Here is an 18,577-nt window from a genome sequence, read left to right on the forward strand (position 1 = left end):
GGGGGCGGCCTCAGCGCGCCTCAGAGAGGGCGTCCCGCTCGCCTCCATCGGCACTCATCCTGGGTACGGGTCACGACCATGGCCCGCTCCGGCTGACGCGATCGCCTCGCCCCCGCACCCACGGCGCCACCGAGCGCACCGTGGTCCCACCCCCTTCGGTCGGACCGATACCGTCGGGGCTTCCCTGTTCCGGTCAGCGGTCCTCAGGTATCTCGGACGTCACGCCGGGTGACCTCGCCATAGTGGGCTTGACACGGGTTACAGATCGTCCGGAGTGCCGTCGACAGCCGGGCCACAACCCTCGGGAAGATTGGCCACGATCAACTCGTACGCCTCCTCCGCGGTCCCGACCACGCCGACGAGCGTGCGGTCGGACTCGCGCCGTACGCGGTAGCCGCCGGCGACTTGCGGGAAGGCCGTCGGCACGTCGTGTGTCCACGGGTACTGTGTGCACCGGCTCAAGTAGAGGACGCCGTGGCCGATCATGGGGAACAGCTCGCGCAGGGCCGGATGGCCGTAGGCGGTGCGGGGCACGATCGGGTCGACACGTTCCGGGCCGTAGGCCAGGACGGTCGCCCATTCCGCGGCCACGAGGTCTTGTGCGTTCTGGGGCTTCTCGTCTTCGGTCATCAGTCGGTGTTCCTCAGATAGTCGGGGAGTTCGCTCCTCAGATTTTCCGGAAGTCTGGACAGGTCCGGCATGATCTCCGGAATGTCGGGCCGGGGAACCTTGATCTCCTTGTACCCCCCGTTCCCTTCACCGTCTTCGTCACGGGTGTACCAGTGGATGTCGTCCCACGACCGGCCGGAGCGCTGCTCCTCAGGGTCCTGCCACGCCGTGTCCCCATCGTAGTTGCGCACCGCGTAGGCCACTTCACTCATCTCCCACGCGGTTCCGTCACCGCGCCGAGGATAGTTGGCCTCGTGTCGGCTGTTGAACTGGGATCCGTGCTGCGCCGCTGTCTGGAACGCGTCCACGATGTCCTCGGGAGTGCTCCAGTTGCCCACCTGACCGCGACTGTTCGGCATTCCGTCCAGAGTGATGGAAAGGGTGGTGTTGCGGTCTCCGACGGCGCCCATCACGTTCGTCATCCAGACCGGGCCTCCGGCCTCCTCACCGGCGTAGTCGGGCCCGTTGTACGTGTGTGCGCCCGCGTCGCTGCCACGACGCTCGTCGTAGCCCGGCTCCGCCGGGTCGTTGCGAAGGAACCGCGCCAGCGACTCCGACGGGTGGTTCGGCGGCACGTCCACCCCGAGGACCACGCTGTGCCGGGGCTGGTCCGCGCCCCGGTGGGGGCAGCCCGCCAGACCCAGGGGATCGATCCAGGTCGTCGGGTTGTCCACGTACGCGACCGCGTTGGGCGCCGGGGCCAGGCCCAGAGGGTCCGTCGAGACGTAGCGGCCGGAGTCCGGGTCGTAGTGGCGGTGGCGGTTGTAGTGGAGGCCGGACTCCGGGTCGAAGTACTGGCCCGGGAAGCGGAGCGGCGTGTACGCCGTCGCGCCGCGCTTCCAGCTGGTGGTGCCCCAGAGCGTCGACCGGGTGCGCCAGGCGACCTCGCCCTGCTCGTCGACGAGTTCACGCGGGGTGCCGATCAGGTCGGTGACGACGGCGAAGAAGCGGCGGTCGACCTCGGACTGGTCCAGGAGCCGCCGTTCGACCTGGGTGATCGGCTTCGCTCCGTCGTAATCCCAGGTGAGGACGACGGACTCGGCGGAGTCGGGCGACCCGCTGGCCTGTTCGCAGAGGAGGTCTCCGTCCCAGGTGAAGCGCGTCTCCTCGGCGATCGACACGCCGTCCGCCGCCAGGCGCCGCTTCGCGACCCGGCGCCCCATCGCGTCGTAGAGGTACCGCCAGCGTGTTCCGTCCGGGGTGGTGACCGACACGAGCCGGTCCTCGGCGTCCCATCCGTAGCGCCACGTGTCCGGCTTCCGGGAGAGACGGGCCTTCTGCCGGAGGACGACCCGGCCCTGGGCGTCGTGCTCGTAGCGGATCCGGCCCGCCCGGGTGATACGGGTACCGGTGTACTCGCGCGAGCCGGTGGCGACGTCGCTGCCCGGCCAGTCCGCCTCGGTCTGGTTTCCGGCCTCGTCATAGGCGTACCGCTCGCTCCAGCCCTCCGCGGTCACGCCGGTGACGCGGCCCGCCGGGGTCAGCTCCAGGTGCCGGCGGCCCGCGAGCCGATCGTCGACGGACGTCAGATGGCCGTCGGGGCGGTAGGTGTACGCGCGCTGCTGGACGATACGGTCCCCCGCGCCGCGTACCCGCTGGTCGGTCGGGCGGCCCAGCGCGTCGTAGGCGTACTCGATGGCCAGGGTGTCCCCGATCCGGCGGGTGATCTCACGGCCCGCCTCGTCGAACTCGAAGACCACCCGGTGCCCCGAGACGTTCAGTTCAGCCTGCAGGTCCACCGGGAAGGACCATGCGCTGACGGCCCCTGAGGGGGTGGTGCGGCGAACTCGGCGACCGGACTCGTCGTAGGAATGGGTGAGTTGCCGGCCGTCACAGGTCTCCCGCAGGACGCGGCCGGACGGGTCCCGCACGTACGACAGCTCGGCGTCGGGACCGATCGCGCTCGCCAGGAAGCCGTGGACGTCGTAGCCGAAGCGGGTGACGACGCCCTCGGCGTCCTTGGCGACCACACGGCCCGCCGCGTCCCGCTCGTAGCGGACCGTCTGTCCGAGACCGTTCGTCCGGGAGGCGAGGCGGCCCAGCGCGTCATGGGCGTAGGTCAGCGTGCGGCCGTCGAAATCCGTCTCCGACGTGAGACGGCCGACCGGGTCGTACGTGTAGGTCCACGTGAGCCCCTGGGGGTTGGTGACCCCCGCGAGGCGCAGCTCCGTGTCGTGCGCGAACTCGTGCCGCGCGCCGTCCGGTGTGGTGCGGGCGGCGACCATGTCGAAGTGGGTGTACTCGAACCGTGTCTCGCCGCCGAGCGCGTCGGTGTGGACCAGACAGTTGCCCTCGCCGTCGTAGGTCCACGACTGCTGGGAGCCGTCCGGGGCTGTGTGCCGGAGGAGCTTGCCCTCGACGCTCCACTCCAGTGCGGTGGTGTTGCCCCGCGCGTCGGTGATGCGGACGGCGCGGCCGAACGCGTCGCGGGTGTAGCGGGTGACCGCTCCCCGCGGACCGCGGGCGGTCAGCGGGAGACCCGCGGGGTCACAGCGCAGCCGGTCCAGCGCGCCGAGGGAATCGTCGATCCCTACGAGGTGGCCCGAGGCATCGTGGGCGAGCCGGGTCGTGGAGCCGTCCGGGCGGGTGAAGAGCGTCGGGTTGCCGTGCTCGTCGTACTCCTGCCGGGAGGTGGCGCCGCCGGGGCCGGTGACGGAGACGAGCTGGTTCCGCTCGTTGTACGTGACCTCGGCCGTGGAGCCGTCCGGATGAGTGACCCTGGTGAGATTGCCGTGCTCGTCGTAGGTGTGGTCCGTGGTCCGACCGAGCGCGTCGGTCCGGGAGAGCAACCGGTCGTAGCTGTCCCACACCTTGTAGCTGGTGCGTCCGAGCGGATCCGTCTCCGCAGTCACCTGGAGGCGGTCGTTGAGGTGGTAGGTCTTCGTGGCGTCGAACGAGTCCGTGTAGCGGGTGATCCGGTCGCCCGTCTCGGCATGGACGTCGTAGGCGAACGTGGACGACAGGAAACCGTCGGGGCCGACTGTCCGGACGACTCGGCCTGCGCTGTCGTAGACGTAACGGAACGTCGAGTCGTTGCGGTCGGTCCAGGAAACGATCCGGGCGTCCGCGTCGTAGGTGAAGCGAAGCGGCAGCCCGGAGGAGTTGGTGACGGCGTCCAGGTTGCCCTGCCCGTCGTAGCCATAGCGCATGACGGTGACCGGGCCGTCGGGCGTGCGCAGCGCCAGTTCCCGTACGCGGGCGTCCTGGACGGCGAGCGTGACCAGATAGCCGCCGTCGTGGGCAACGGCCGTCGGGGCGCCGTCGGGCAGACGGGTGACGACGATCCGGTTCTGATGGCGGTCGGCGATCCCGGTGAGCCAGTACGCCGACGATGCCCGGTACGGGCCTCCAGTGAAGAAGCGGGTCAGGCCGGAGTGAGGGTCCGTGATCCGGTACGTCGTCTCGGCGTTCTGCTCCCCGCCGTGGACGAGGGGCAGCCGCGCACCCTCCAGGGGCAGGACGCCTTCGGTGTCGTCCGGCTGCGGCAGCCGCGGGTAGATCAGGAGGGAACCGTCCTCGCGGGCCCAGACCGCACCACCACCCACCGGGTCGAGCTCGATCCGCTCGTCCAGGGTCGAAGCCCAACTGCGCCCGAACCACTGGCCGTAGCGGTACTCCGAAAGGTGTGTCCGACGCAGGGTCAGCGGCAGGGTGCCGGGCAGGGCCAGGTCGGTCTGGGGGAGCGTCATCTCGCCGGTGGCAACGTCGACCGGGTCGTTCTCGCAGGTCTTCCTCTCCAGCGCGATGCCGTTGCGGCGAGGATCGTCCTTCGCGTCATGGAGGGAGTTCGGCCTGGTGTGGGTGGAGTCCCGCCCGCCGGGGCGGGAGCCGGAACCGGCGGAGCCACCGTCAGGCACGACGTCCGGGCCCTTGCGCTGCCTGACGAACCGGTCCTTGAGGTCCTGGTCGGTCTTCTTCTGATTCTGGGATATCTCCTTGACCGCTTTCGGCAGTCTCGTGCCGAGATGGTCACCCATCTCCTTCGTGGCCTTTCCCAGGGCTTCCATCGCCTTGTCGACCACGGGGTCCAAGGCGCCGGCGATGTCGTCCCTGCCACGGGTCCGGCTGTGGTGAGATCTGGCCTTCGTCAGCTTGCCCGCGGTCTTGCCGTGGATGCCGACGCTGACCAGGTTCAGCTGGGTGCCGGCGCGGTCGTGTTCGGCGTGCTCGATGTGCACGCCCTTTCCGGCGCCGCCCGCAGAGCCGCCCGAGGTGCCGGCTGAAGCGAGGTGCAGGGCGTCCTTGGCTCCCGCCACGCCCTCGTTGAAGCCGTCCTTGCCGGCCTGGCCGACCTGGTTCACGTCCACGCCGTCCTGGAGACCGAGCGCGTCCGCCCCGAGCTGGACCACCAGATCCGCGGCCATGTTCTCCAGAGCGGCGACCGCCGGTTCGGTCATCGCGGAGACGATGTAGGCGACGACCTCCGCCAGGCACTCCTTGATGACCTTGCGGAGGGCCTGCTGGGCGGCCCCGATCGCGACGCCCCCGATGAGCATGGACAGCCCGCCGGTGACCGGGATCAGGGCGATCGAGACGCCTGCCTTGCCGGCCAGCACACCCAGATGACCGAGTGCCACGTACTTCATCGCTTCTATCGCCATGGCGGCGTTGTCCAGGGCACCCGCAATGGTGCGGGCGGCTCCGGCGATGTCCTTGATGTGCTTGTCCTTGACCTTGCCCCAATGGCCGTTGACCGCGTCGATGGCCTCGCCGTGGCCGGACGACAGCAAACGTTGCACATGTTGGTTCGCAAGCTGACCGTCGTCTTCGATGTCCTCGGCGAACTCCCTCAGCGCGTCCGCCATGTCCCGATAGGCGTCCTCGTCGACGTTCGGCCAGTTGACACCAATGACGTCAAGTAGAGTGTCGGCCCAATCGGGCACAGTTACAGCCACAGCTCGAAGTCCCCCGCACAAAGCGCCATTCACTGAACGCAAGTGCGAAGACACTCTCACGGTGACGGTGAGTCAATCAACCGCGATCGACTGCGGGGCCCAACCGGAGCCCATGCTGACCGCTTGCTCACCTGGACCGCAGCGCATCGCTCCAACCTGTGCGCCCCACGCCGATGCCCGCCGCAGCACTCACCAGGTCAGCAAGTCGGGACGACTCCGCACCCGTTGCTGACCAACTGCTGCCCTGAGACGTTCCATCGGACCTCTGAACTGCGGGGACACCCAAACGTTAGATCTTGGACTCGAACCGGCGGCACGCTACGGCCCCGACCTGGAGAGTCTGGGGAGTCTTCGGTCGGACCACGATCAGACGTCCGTGGTCAGCGAGGAGCTTGATGCGGCGGGAACGGCTTGAGTATGGCCCTGCGCTGCAGCTCCCTGATGTGCTCTGCCGCGCGACGTGGTGCTTCACCGCCGGTCACCAGCACACCCGCCTCCATGTTTCGCCGAGCACCGGACTCGGTCAGGTTGGCACTGCCGAGCAGGAGAGTGCGACGGTCGGCGACCGCGAGCTTGGCGTGCTGGCGCGAGCGGCCCCGATCGACCGGGTCCCGTGCCCAGACCCACAGCAGCAGACCAGGCACGGATGCGAATGCTTCGGCCGGTTCCCTTCCCGACAGCAGACCGCCGGCGCCGGCGCCGGCCAGGGTTTCGACCACAATGTGCGTCTGGACCCCCCTGTCCGCGGCCGCTGTGAGGGCCTTCGTCAGGGCAGGATACGGGCGAGCCGCGTACGTCATGGCCAGAAGTTCTTGCTGCGCCTCGTTGATGACCTCGACCAGTACCTGGGCCGTGGCACGCACCGGTACGCCCGGTGTCGAGGGGCCGCTCCATACGGTACGCACCTGGACCGCGTCCCTTGTGTGCCGCCGGGCAGCGACGTATCCCCGCAGATACGCGGCCGCCTCTGAGGCAGGCACCGCGTCCGACTCCATGGCCGCGTACAGCTTCGCGACGGCCTCGCTGACCCACGGTGTCGCCAGCTCGATCAGAATCCTCTCCCTGGTGCGTCCCCGCGCCAGCAGGCCGGCGAGGTCCTTGCTGCGCGAGAGGCCGAGGGTCTCGACGGCTGCCTCGGCAGCGTCTTCGAATGCCGGTCGGCTCACGGCAGCAGACCGACAGGCGTCATGACTGGATCCTGGTCCTCGTTCAGCGGAACGAGGAACCGGCGGTCCAGAAACCGATTTCCGCGTTCGCATGTGGTTTCCGAGACGAACAGGCAGCCGTGGCATGCCGCCCCGTGCAGGAAGTCGGCCGGGTCATGCGGCAGGCGTTCGGCGCACAGCGGATCGGCCGAGCAGTGGCGAGCGTCTGCCAATGCCCGGCGTACGATCCGGTCGAAGTCCCGTTCCTCGGCCAGGGACACCAGACCTCCCAAGGTGCCATCGGAGTCCGGGACCGCGGTGTGGATGAGGATGCCCGTTCTCGGGTTCCGCTCGTCCCCGGCGTAGATCCGCTCCGCGAGCGAGGCGGAGTTGTAGCCGCATTCGAGGGCGAGGCGGAGTTGTAGCCGCATTCGAGGGCGAGGCGGAGTTGTAGCCGCATTCGAGGGCGATGGTCCGGATCAGCAGATGGGAGAGCGTGTGAAGAGCGATGTACCGTGCCCCGGGCCAGCCGTAGTAGGGGTCGAAGTCACTGGTCTTGCGGTCCGACTTCCGGTTGGCTCGGAACCGTACGTATGCCTCTCTGTGTGCCTCCATCTGCGGTGATTTGTCCATACGGGCGATCCACTCGGCCATCACTCCGTCCTGCAGGCGCAGGAAAATCGGGGCAGGTTGCGCCTGCCTCGTTCGCCCACGGCCTCCCGGATGTTGCGTTTCGCGCGTCGCCGGAGTGGCTCGAGCCTTCAAGGCGTGGGTCCACGAAGGACCGCCGATGGCCCTGGGCCCTCAGCTCTACATCCTGCGGGTGGATCCGGAGCGGCTGGAAGCCCACTTCCTCGCCGGCTGTCTCTACGCGCCGACGAACGGCCGCCAGGCAGGCACCCACGCTTCCAGTTCGTCCAGGGTCGACATCAGGCGCCTCCAGGTGCTCCAGCTTCCCTTGGAGAAGCAAATGGCATATGCAGAGACGTTCCGCCACCTCAGGGCCTTCGAAGCGCTACTCACTGCAGCCGACATTTCGGGCAAGGGGTTGGCGAGCGACATGAGTGATCGGCTCGCGGCAGGCGGGCTGACCACCTGACCCGCTCCACCGAGCCTGGGACTGTTTACTTATCCCGTTCTACGGAACTCGGACCTGTGAGTTCGCTCCCGTTCAGCGCGGACATGTGCGGAATCGAGGACGGCGCGTGAGATGTGGCGGAGGCCGACGTCCCATGACCGCATCGGACGCGTCCTAAGTTCGTGATCAAACACCGCGTCTGCGCAGCGAAGGGTCGCCAGAAACACGACATGAACGAACGCCGGCAAGCATGGGCCCGGAACAAGCTAAGGGGCTGATGCTGACCAATTGCTGACCAAGCATCCGACGTCACGAAGCTGACCTGCGGAAACCTCCAGATGTCAGATCTTGGACTTGAACATGATGCGAAGCATGCGGAAACTCCAGATATGTCTGCTCCCTGCCTGCGTGTTCAGGTCAAGGGCGGTCTTCGGAGCGTACAACGATTCGCATATTCGGTCAGCTGCCCTCAGGTTTTTCAGGACTCATGCTGACCAATTGCTGGCTTTCCTATCTCATCATCAGGTGCTGGCGGAAGGGCATGCCCACTCGCCCGAACCCCACCACGACGACTTCACCAGCCTACGCAGCGCTCCCCCTCGGTATGCGCATTGAAGCGTGCACGGACGGCAGCCCGGTACCGGAGCGAGGACACCGATACGGAGTGATCCGGGGCGGCCCTGACGGCCTTTGGCCTTCCGCTGCCGGCCTGCCGCAGGGCGACCACGCCAGCGCCACGGTCCGGTTGCGACATGTCGGGTAGGCACGGCGCCGCTCGGGGGAGACCCGCGGCGACGAGTCGCTCCTGAACTCCCGTCCAGGACCGGTAACGCTCACGCGCGGGTCGCCGGGGCGGCGGCTGAAGCCAGCAGGGACGGCACGCGGCCTGTCATGAGGAGCCGGGTGAGCCGAACCCCGTCAGCAACGCCTCCGTATGAGGCGCGCCGCTCTCCTCCACCAGCTCGGCCACCGTCTGCGGCGTCCTTACCGGGGCGAGCAGGACGTCTCCGTCGCGGTGGAGAACCCCGTACACCCCCGGCCTCGGCAGGCTGTTGTACGCCCAGGGAGCGGAGAAGTAATAGGCGCCCGTGTCGTGCAGCACCACCAGGTCGCCTTCCGAGAGTTCCGGCAGCAGGCGTGCGTGTGCCACCACGTCCCCGGCGAAACAGAGCGGGCCCGCGATGTCCTGCGGCACCACGGGAGTCGTCTTCGGCAGGCCGTCCGGCCCATGGGCGGTGATCCTCACCGGCCAGGCATCGGGCATGAACACGGTACGGACGGCCACCTGCGCTCCGGCGTGGGTGAGTGCGATCCTCCGGCCGCCCGACTCCTTGACGTACTCGACCACCGCCGCGGTGAAGCCGTTCTTGGCGAGCAGCGAGCGGCCGAACTCCGTGACCACCTCGTAGCGGCCGTCCAGCAGGGCCGGTTCGGTGTCGGTGAGGGCCTGGACGTAGTCCTGGTACGTCGGCGTGACCGTGTCGTCGGAGAAGTTGACCGGCAGCCCTCCCCCCAGGTCCAGGCTGGTGATCTGACGCCTGCCCACGTACTCGTCGATCTCCTCGGCAAGCCGGTGCAGCGCGGCGAGGCCCGTCGCGATCAGGGGCAGCGGGCAACCCTGCGAGCCGACGTGGGCATGGAGGCGGGTGAGCCAGGGGCGCTGCCGGAAGGCTTCGCGTACGCGTGCGCGGGCTCCGGGGTCGTCCAGGGCGACCCCGAACTTGGAGTGCGGCGTCGCCGTGCTCATCGCCGCGATGGTGCCGCCCCCGACCTGCGGGTTGACGCGAAGGCCGATGACGGACCGGGAACCGTCGGGACGCAGGGCGTCGATGCGGTCGAGTTCGGCGAGGTTGTCCGCGTTCAGCGCGATTCCCAAGGTGAGCGCCTCCCGGATCTCGGCGCGGGTCTTGGCCGGGGAGTCCAGGACGATGTGCTCGGGTGCGAACCCCGCGGCCAGCGCCAGCCGGGTCTCCCCCGGGCTCGCCACCTCGCAGCCCATTCCGGCGTCCGCGAGGAGCCTCAGCACCGGAACGAGTGGACACGCCTTGACCGCGAAGGCGTGCAGGACGGCCGGCACATGGGCGAAAGCCTCGTGGAGTGCGGTGACGCTGTCACGGACGCCCTGGACGTCGATGAAGCCGGCGACCGGTTGGTCCTGGCCCAGGACGCCTGCGCGCGTCGCCCGTCCGAGTGCGGCCCGGAGCTTCTCTTGGTGCAGCATGTGTCTTTCCCTCGCTTCCCTCGGGTGCGGCGCCGATCACCAGGTGGGCGGACAGGGGGGCGTCCCCCTGACGCGCTCCGGTCGGAGGTTCCCGGGTTCCTCGTCCTGCCGTGCGAGGCCGTTCCGAAACGGCGTGCGCCGGAGGCCGGTCACTCGACGTCCAGTCGCAGTACGTCGTCGATCGTCTCCCTCCGTACGACGACGCGTGCCGTGCCGTCGCGCACGGCGACGACGGGCGGACGAGGCTGGCAGTTGTAGTTGTTGGCCATGGAGCGGTGGTAGGCACCGGACGCGGGAACGGCGAGGAGATCCCCGATGACGAGATCGGCCGGCAGTCGCGCGGAGTCCACGACGATGTCCCCGGACTCGCAGTGCCGGCCGCAGACGGTGACCGTCTCGACGGCGCTCCCCGTCGTGGTCCGGTTTGCGCGGGAAGCCGTGTAGGAGGCGTCGTACAGGGCGGGACGCATGTTGTCGCTCAGACCGCCGTCGACGGACACCCACGTCCGCAGTCCGGGCTGGCGCTTGATCGTGCCCACGGTGTAGAGCGTCACCGTGGTGGGCCCCGCGATCGCCCGCCCGGGCTCGACGGCCAGCCTCGGCATGGGGATTCCGGCCTCGGCACACGCCTTGCGGACCCGGTCCATGACGACAGGGGCGAGGTCACACACGTCCAGGGGCCTGTCGTCGGGAAGGTAGGCGATGCCCAGCCCTCCTCCCAGGTCGAGTCGCCGCAGCAGCACTCCGTGGGTGCGTGCGGTGTCGGCCATCAGGCCGACGAGCCGGTCGGCGGCCTCCTCGAAGACGTCGGGGCGCAGGATCTGCGAGCCGAGATGGCTGTGCAGGCCCACGAGTTCCAGACCGGGCGTCCTCAGGACCTGGGATATCGCGCGGTGGGCGCTTCCGGTGGACAGCGAGAAGCCGAACTTCTGGTCGTCGGTGCCGGTGGTGACGTACGCGTGCGTGTGTGCCTCCACGCCCGGCGTCACCCGGATGAGGACCTGCTGGCGCACGCCGTGCTGTGCTGCGACGGCCGACAGCCTCGCCATCTCGTCGACGGAGTCGATGACGATCAGCGAGACGCCGTAGGTGACGGCCTCGGCGAGTTCGGCAGTCGACTTGTTGTTGCCGTGGAAGATCACGGCGGCCCCCGGGACCCCCGCACGCCGGGCCGTGCGCAGCTCACCGGCGGAGCACACGTCGATTCCCAGGCCCTCTTCCCTGAGCCACCCGGCGACCTGGTGACAGAGGAACGCCTTGCCGGCGTAGAAGACGTCGTGACCGGTGAAGGCGTCACGCCAGGACCGGCAGCGCCTTCGGAAGTCCTCCTCGTCGAGAATGAAGGCGGGGGTGCCGAACTCCCCGGCGAGGTCGCTCAGGAGCACGCCGCCGATCTTCAGGCCTTCGGTGCCGCTCGTGGTCGTGGCGGGCCACAGGTGATGAGGAACGTGCATGGTGGTTCGCCCTTCGAACTGGCATTTCAGTAGGTGGTCAGGAACCGGTGAAGTACGCGGACGCCGAAGTCGAGGCCGGTCAGCGGCACCCGCTCGTCCACTCCGTGGAACATGCCGAAGTAGTGCAGGTGGGGGTCGAGCAGGAGGGGCGTGAACCCGTAGGTGCTGATCCCGATCCTCGCGAAGGCCTTGGCGTCGGTGCCTCCGGACTGGATGAACGGCACTGGATGCGCATGGGGGTCCTGGCTGCGGAGCGCTTCGGCCATCGCGGCGAAGGCAGGCCCCTCATGGTCGGCCCCGACCGCCTCTTCGCAGTTGATGAACTCTCTTGTCACCTTCGGGCCGAGGAGCCGGTCGACGGTCTCCAGGAAGGCGTCCTGTGCGCCGGGAAGGAATCTGCCGTCGACTTCCGCGTGGGCGCGTGAGGGGATGACGTTGACCTTGCGGCCGGCTTTCAGGACGGTGGGATTGGCCGTGTTGCGGAGGGTGCAGTCGAACAGCTCTCCCAGCTGTCCGAGGCGGCCCGCCTCTTCCTCCAGCCGGGTGCGGTCGATCCGGAACCCGAGCGTTCGGTCGAGGGCGTCCAGCAGGGTGCGGACGGCCGGAGTGAAACTGGTGGGCCATCGGTGGGCGGTGAGTCGCGAGAGGGCGTGGACGAGTTCTGCCACGGCGTTGTCCTCTCCGGGGCCCGAGCCGTGCCCTGCCGTGCCCTGTGCGGTGAGCCGCATCCACGCGGTGCCGCGCTCTCCGACGGCGATGGGGTACACGCGCGCATCCGGGCCGGCATGCGTCGGCCTCGTGGTGATCGAGAAGCCGCCGGACTCGCTGATCGCCTCCTGCACGTCGGCGAAGTGGTCCCTGTGCTCCCTCACGACGTGCCGGGATCCGTGTTCTCCGGTCGCCTCTTCGTCCGCGAGGAAGGCGAGGACCAGGTCGCGGCGGGGCCGGTGCCCTGTGCGGGCCCAGGCGCGCACGAGGGAGAGGGTCATGGCGACGGTCCCTTTCATGTCGACCGCGCCGCGTCCCCACAGGCAGCCGTGGCGGAGGTCTCCGGAAAGGGGGTGGAGTGCCCACTCACCGGGTTCGGCGGGCACCGCGTCGAGGTGCCCGTGCACGAGCAGGGGAGGGAGACGGGGGTCCTGCCCCGCGACCCGGGCGAGGACACTGGTGCGGCGATGTCTCGGTTCGGTGAGGGTGGTGGAGACACCGGCCTGTTCCAGGGCTTCGGCGACGTACTCGGCGGCCTGCCGCTCGCCGGGTCCTGTTCCGTCCCCTTCGTTGGTGGAGTCGATGCGCAGAAGGTCCGAGCACAGTTCGGCGACGTCGGTCGTGTAGCCGTCGTGCAGGCCGTGCGGTGGAGCGGGGATCACGAGGTTCTCCACGGAAGGTCGGGACGGGGAGGGGAAGAGAAGGGAGGCGTCGGTGGTCAGTCGAAGTGGTCTTCCATCGCGGCGCCCGCGACGGAGGTGCACACCTTGAAGGTTCTGGCCGCCGTGGTCGCGTCGGGTGCCGTGAAGGCGATGCCTCGCGGGCCGTTGGGTTCGACGGTCGGAACGGCGAGTACCGCCGCGGCCAGATGGGGCGCGTGGAAGTCGAGTTCGAAGCGGTGGAATCGTGCGGGACCGCCGCGCACGTGCGGTGTCCCTGAGTCCGGGTGCTCGCTCCGGACGCGATGCCGGCGCACGGCCTTCTTGGCCTGCGCACGCAGCAGCTCGGCACTTCGCGCGGGAGGAAGACAGATGGCGGCGTACCGGCTGACGCACTCCTTCACCGCCACGACGCGAGCCTCGGGGGCCCAGGCTCCGGCGGCCTCGCAGGTGAGGTCGTCACCGGTCACGAGAACGACGGGTACACCGTGCTCCTCGGCGATCAGAGCGTTCATGCGGCCTTCGTCGGCCGGCTCGCCGTCGATCCTGAACGCGGTCAGCCCGGTTCCGAGATAGGTGTGGGACAGGACTCCCTGCTCTCCGGCGCCCGTGTGATAGCCGAGGAGGACGACCGCGTCGGCCAGGGCGATCCCCTCCATCATGCCCAGCGGTTTATGACGGCCGGTGAGCAGGCGCGCACGGGGGTCGAGGGTCTCCAGGAGCAGGTTGCGCTGCGTGTAGTGGGCGTCGTTGACCAGGACTTCGCTCGCGCCGCCGGCGAGGAGCCCGTCGACGACGGCGTTGACGTCGCCGGTGAGAAGCGGGCGCATGCGCTCCCAGGAAGCGGTGCCGGGTTCGACGTCGTCGGGGCACGTGACGCCGGTGACGCCCTCCATGTCCGCGGAGATGAGAACACGCGTCACTGTGGGGTCCTTTCCCGCAGGGGGAGGGTGATGCGGCGCAGGGCCGTCTCGAGCACCGCGCCCGCACCGAGGGGGACGGTCAGCTGACGCCTTCCGTGACCGGCGGGCAGTCCCGCCGCCACGGGGACACCAAGGTCTGACAGGCGGTCACGCAGGAGAGCCTCCACCTGGTCCGGGGGGCCGCAGTCGGTGAAATCGCCGAGGACGACACCGACCGCGCGCCCCAGGACACCGGCGCGTCTGAGTTGGGTCAGCGCCCGGTCCAGGCGATAGGGGTCCTCACCGACGTCCTCGAGCACGAGAATGCGGCCTTCCGTATCGGGTGCGTCGGGGGTTCCGACCGATGAGGCGAGCATGGTGAGGTTTCCTCCGGCGAGGGGCCCCTCGGCCTGTCCCGGGACCAGGACGGGGCCGGTGAGGGGAAGCGAGCGCGGCAACGGCCCGAAGAGGGCCGCGTGCAGACCTTCGGCGGTGGACCTGTCTTCGTGGACCGGCCGGCAGGCGGGCATGGGGCCGTGAAGCGTCACCAGGCCGAGCCGCTCGCCGAGTGCGTGATGAAGGCACGTGATGTCACTGGAACCGACGAGGAACTTGGGACCCGCGGTCGCGAGGCGCCGGTAGTCGAGGCGGTCCGCGATGCGCTGGGTCCCGTATCCGCCCCGTGCGCACACGACCGCTCGGACCTCGGGATCGAGCCATGCCTCGGTGAGGTCTTCGAGGCGTTCGTCGTCGGTGCCGGCGAGGTAGCCACGGTGGGTGGCGAGGAGCCGGGGAGTGGTGCGCACCCTGAGGCCCCAGCTCTCCAGCAGATCCCGGGCCGCGGTCGTCTCGGGTACCTCCACCGGCCCGGCGGGGGCGACGACGGCGACGGTGTCGCCCCGCCGGAGGAGCGGAGGGTACGTGCGGTACGGCTCCGGGGCCCCTTCCGCGGCGACGCGCGACGCGGTGCCGGCCGTCATGACCGCTTCGCAGGGGCCGGGGAACCGACGGGTCCGCTCGTGCCCGTACCGGGGCGGGGAGAGGCGAAGATCCGCTCGTAGAAACGGATCTCGGCGTCGAGGGCCGCCCGGATCGTCTCGGCACGCCGCCAGCCGTGCCGCTCTCCCGGGAACTCCGCGTGCTCGTAGGGTATGCCGGCCGCTTGCAGGGCCCGGGCCATGGCGGAGGACTGCGCGGGATCCACGATGGCGTCCTCGAGGCCGTGGAGCAGCAGGGCGGGGCCGCTGGCATTTCCTGCCGCGAGGACCGGGGAGCGCTGTTCGTACAGCTCGGCACTCTGCGGCAGGGGGCCGATCAGTCCGTCCAGGTAGTGGGACTCGAAGTCATGGGTGGTGGCCGCCCAGGTGAGGGGGTCGGTGATGCCGTAGAAGGACACCGCACCGGCGAAGGTGTCCGTGTGCGTGAGCGCGGCGAGCGCGGTCCAGCCGCCCGCGCTTCCTCCCCGGATCGCCAGCCGACCGGGATCGGCGAGTCCTTCGCCCACCAGGGCTTGTGCGACGGTCACACAGTCCTGGACGTCGACGACGCCCCAGGCGCCGTACAGCCGCTCCCGGTAGGCCCGGCCGTATCCGACGGACCCTCCGTAGTCGACGGTCGCGACGCCGATGCCACGGCTGGTGAAGTAGGCGATCTCCAGGTCGCGCACCATCGGGTGGTCGCCGGTGGGACCACCGTGCACGAAGATCACCCAGGGCGGGCGTTGTCCGTCCGGCGTCGTGTGAAGGGGATGGGTGGGAGGGTACGTGTGGGCGTGCACCGGGGAGTGGTTGCTCGCGGGGTCGCCGTTCGTCGGCCTCCTCGCATCACGGTGGAAGGTCCTGGCCGTGGGACGCGGCAGCCAGGCGGGGGCGACGGACGGATTCGACGGGGAGGAGACGACTCGTGCGTCCTGGCCGTCCGCGGCACCGGCACGGGGGAGGGCCGCGGTGAAGACGCTGTAGGGGAGAACCGTGTTGGCTCCGGCGGTGGCCAGGCGGCTCGCGTCGGCGTCGATGCTCTGGACGAAGTCGGTGTAGGGCAGGTCGAGATCGGTGAGTGCGGGGAGCCCGGGCCCGGCATCGGGGTCCACGAGGGAGATCCGTCGCCCCGCACCCGTTCCGTGGACGGCTACGGCCCGGCCGTCGGGAAGCGGGGCGAACCATGAGGCGCCCGGTTTCCACAGAGCACCGCCGAACTCCTCCTCGGCGGCGGCGACGGCCCGCGCGGGGCCTTCGTGGGCGGGCACGATGTGCAGATTCCACCAGCCGTCGGGGTCGGTGACCGCCCAGAGGTTCCGGGTGTCCCTCCATTCGGCCTGAGCAACGGACTCCCTGGGGCCGCCGGCTCGGACGCTGTGGACGCCGGCGGTCCCGTCGTCCTCCAGCGGTGCGACGCACAGCTCCGTGCCGTCCCACGGCATGTTCGGATGGTTCCATCCGATCCAGGACAGGTGAAGGCCGTCCGGGGACAGCCGGGGGCACGTCATGAAGTGATGGGTCGCGGCGATCGTCCGTTCGGTGCCCGTGCTGAGGGACACGGCCACGACGGCACGTTCGACGTCGCGCACCCCGTCGCGGCGCGTCTCGCGGACGGCCCACACCTCGTCGCGCGACGGAGGCAGATAGAGGTCGCCGTAGGTGACGTTCCCGCGCGCGGACGTCAGGGGTCTGGGCGCATCGCGACCGTCCGGGTGGTGGACGTAGAGACGCCGGTCGCGCCAGTGGGTGAAGACCAGACCGTCACCGGTGGGGCGCCAGGCGCGGCCGCCGTACTCGTGAAGGCCGTTGCGGGCGTCGAATCCGGGCGGGAGGGCGTCCTCGACCGTGCCGTCCGGTTTCGCCCGTACGACGCACCGGCGGCCGGCCTCGTGCGGTCTCGGTTCGTCCCACCACACTTCGTCGCCGACCAGGGAGACCCACCCCGGCGTGCCGTCCTGGCGGGCGACGGCCGCAGCGCTGATGTCGGAGGCCCAGGCCCGGAACGCGGTGGGCGTGATCCGGGCTGCGGAGGAGTGATTCACAGGGGTTACCGCCTTGTGCCCATGCGAGGGGGCATCGGGAAGATCGTCACGGAGGGCCCTGGCCGGGATCGAGCACGGTCCGGGCCGGGCTGCGGTGTGTGTGCGTCGTCTCGGAGCGGAGTACGGGCCTGGTGCCTCGCCGCTGGTCCGTCTGCGACGCACGAGAGAGCACGCGTGCGGGGAGGGCGCTGTAGGACGGCTTCAAGCCGCGGTGCCGTGCGTCTGCGGAGTCGTTTCGCGAGATGACGCGCACGGGGCGAACCGGATGGGGAATACGCATCTCAGGGGCGCGGTGCCGGGGCGCCCTGCGGCGGCGAACAGGTGTGGACGTTCTCGTCCCGTGAACTGCGGCCGTGTGGCGGAGCCGTTCTCATGACGTACACGTTAGAGAGGCACCACGGGCTCCGGCGATCAACAAGAGGTCCCACTCCGGGAAGTGGGACACGACATTTCGTCGGTCCTGGGAGGCGAGGGAGGCGATGGCCCTCTCCGCGCTACCAGTTGGGGTCGAGACCGGGGACGTTGGCAGGGAGGGGCAGATCGAGCGGGTGTACGAGGTAGACCACTCCCCCGCCGCCGGACGCCGACAGCCATACGCGTTCGAACTCGCCGCGCGGGTAGACCCTTCGCACCTCTTCGTCGGTGGCCGACAGCGGGTCGTTGACCACCACGTCTCCCTCGGCGGTGAAGCCACAGACGATCTTGATGCTTCCGGCCGGCGAGTACCCCGCGCCCGCGAGTTCGCCGAGACGGAAGTTCTGGGCCGTCGCAACCGGTATGCCCGCGCAGATGAAGCGTTCGAGCTCGCTCAGCGAGCGCAGGCGCGTGACCATTCCGCCGAATCCGTAGCGGGCGGGATAGGCGGCGTTGAAGGCCCAGTTGCCACACCCCTTGTAGGCGTAGTCGTAGACCGCGCGGGCGGTGAAGTCGACCTGGGGTGCGGTGTCCGCAGGGTCGATCCATGCCGTCTCCCCGTCGCCCGGGCCGTGCCCGAAGTACTCGACGAGCATCGCGGTGCAGGTCGGGGCCGACCACGCTTCTCCGCCTCCGTCCCATTGCGGACTGTGTCCGGTGTGCAGTTCCTGGGAACGGCACGGGACGTCGAGGACCTTGCCCCAGGCCCCGGCGGGGCCGCTCACCGCTCGCCGGTGGCCGGGGGGCGTCGACGAGGCGGCGAGGTACAGGGCCCGCACGACGGGGCTCTCCGGGATGCCCCGGGTACGCGCGAGCCGGACCTCGAGTTCGTAGGCGAGGACGGGCCGGCCGGGAGCCGCCACGAACACGTCGACGTCCGCCGTTCCGAAGAGGCCCGTCTGGCCGGGCACGGTGGTGCGGTGCACCACCTCGTCGTCCGACGCCCAGTGCGCCATGACGTACCAGGGAGAGGCGTCTCCCTCCGCGTCGCGTACCCGGAGTCTCACCGTCAGCCGGGTGCCGGCAGGCGTGAGCGCCGTCCACGAGGGAATGAGCTCCTCGGCGGGAAAGGGCAGTTCACGCCAGCCGGTCGAGCAGGTCGCGTAGTCCCATTCGAGGGCGGCGTGGCCGTGCTGGTCCACGAAGGTCTCATCGCCTTCGACGGACTCCAGGCGCAAGGCCCCGTCCGACCACTCCGTGCCTCGGAAGGTGGCGTCGGCGAAGTGGTGGGCTTCCGACCAGCGATGCAGCACCGCCTGCGGAACGAACGGGTCGTTCCCTCGCCCACGGTTCTCGCCTGTCACGGTCTTCCTGCCGCTCTCTCGTAGCTCCGGTACGGCCCCGGGGGGGGGGGGGGGGGGGGGGGGGGGGGGAGGGGGGGGGGGGGGGGGGTGGGGGGGGGGGGGAGGGGGT

General features: G+C 69.7%; 10 protein-coding genes and 2 pseudogenes. 1 reads left to right on the forward strand and 11 read right to left on the reverse strand.

What is annotated here, in order from left to right:
• Positions 1 to 258: 258 nt before the first annotated feature.
• The 4 genes and pseudogenes from ACZ4XX_RS27880 to ACZ4XX_RS27895 form a co-directional block, all read right to left on the reverse strand.
• Positions 259 to 630: a DUF6193 family natural product biosynthesis protein gene (locus ACZ4XX_RS27880; protein ID WP_468510621.1), complete on the reverse strand. Its 372-nt coding sequence runs from the start codon at positions 628 to 630 to the stop codon at positions 259 to 261.
• Positions 630 to 5,564, reverse strand: a complete 4,935-nt coding sequence (locus ACZ4XX_RS27885; RefSeq protein WP_468510622.1) for an RHS repeat-associated core domain-containing protein — start codon at positions 5,562 to 5,564, stop codon at positions 630 to 632. Before ACZ4XX_RS27885 ends, ACZ4XX_RS27880 begins: the two co-directional genes overlap by 1 nt.
• Before the next feature lie 380 nt (positions 5,565 to 5,944).
• Entirely contained in the window at positions 5,945 to 6,730 is a 786-nt protein-coding gene (gene drmC / locus ACZ4XX_RS27890; protein WP_468510623.1) for a DISARM system phospholipase D-like protein DrmC, read from the reverse strand.
• Positions 6,727 to 7,390, reverse strand: a pseudogene (locus tag ACZ4XX_RS27895) (Zn-binding domain-containing protein); the annotation flags it as partial. The pseudogene ACZ4XX_RS27895 and the gene drmC, both read right to left, overlap by 4 nt.
• A gap of 58 nt (positions 7,391 to 7,448) precedes the next feature.
• Here ACZ4XX_RS27895 and ACZ4XX_RS27900 point away from each other — a divergent pair.
• Positions 7,449 to 7,808 (forward strand): annotated as a pseudogene (locus ACZ4XX_RS27900) (N-6 DNA methylase); the annotation flags it as partial.
• 868 nt (positions 7,809 to 8,676) lie between these two features.
• Here the strand turns inward: ACZ4XX_RS27900 and ACZ4XX_RS27905 are convergent.
• The 7 genes from ACZ4XX_RS27905 to ACZ4XX_RS27935 form a co-directional block, all read right to left on the reverse strand.
• On the reverse strand, positions 8,677 to 10,008 hold the full coding sequence (locus ACZ4XX_RS27905) for a type III PLP-dependent enzyme domain-containing protein (RefSeq protein WP_468510624.1): 1,332 nt from the start codon (positions 10,006 to 10,008) through the stop codon (positions 8,677 to 8,679).
• Between the two features lie 149 nt (positions 10,009 to 10,157).
• Positions 10,158 to 11,462: a diaminopimelate decarboxylase gene (gene lysA, locus ACZ4XX_RS27910; RefSeq protein ID WP_468510625.1), complete on the reverse strand. Its 1,305-nt coding sequence runs from the start codon at positions 11,460 to 11,462 to the stop codon at positions 10,158 to 10,160.
• A 26-nt stretch (positions 11,463 to 11,488) separates the two neighbouring features.
• Positions 11,489 to 12,829: a M20/M25/M40 family metallo-hydrolase gene (locus ACZ4XX_RS27915; RefSeq protein WP_468510639.1), complete on the reverse strand. Its 1,341-nt coding sequence runs from the start codon at positions 12,827 to 12,829 to the stop codon at positions 11,489 to 11,491.
• A gap of 59 nt (positions 12,830 to 12,888) precedes the next feature.
• Complete coding sequence (locus ACZ4XX_RS27920) at positions 12,889 to 13,752, reverse strand: M55 family metallopeptidase (RefSeq protein ID WP_468510626.1); 864 nt, start codon at positions 13,750 to 13,752, stop codon at positions 12,889 to 12,891.
• Positions 13,749 to 14,711, reverse strand: a complete 963-nt coding sequence (locus tag ACZ4XX_RS27925) for a S66 peptidase family protein (protein WP_468510627.1) — start codon at positions 14,709 to 14,711, stop codon at positions 13,749 to 13,751. Before ACZ4XX_RS27925 ends, ACZ4XX_RS27920 begins: the two co-directional genes overlap by 4 nt.
• Positions 14,708 to 16,750 (reverse strand): S9 family peptidase, encoded by a 2,043-nt coding sequence (locus ACZ4XX_RS27930; protein WP_468510628.1) that lies wholly within the window; start codon positions 16,748 to 16,750, stop codon positions 14,708 to 14,710. The genes ACZ4XX_RS27925 and ACZ4XX_RS27930 overlap by 4 nt, the downstream gene beginning before the upstream one ends.
• A gap of 494 nt (positions 16,751 to 17,244) precedes the next feature.
• A complete protein-coding gene (locus ACZ4XX_RS27935) occupies positions 17,245 to 18,468 on the reverse strand; it encodes a C39 family peptidase (protein ID WP_468510629.1) in 1,224 nt (407 codons plus the stop codon).
• Between the last annotated feature and the right edge of the window lie 109 nt (positions 18,469 to 18,577).

Source organism: Streptomyces sp. NPDC029956, from assembly GCF_055574655.1.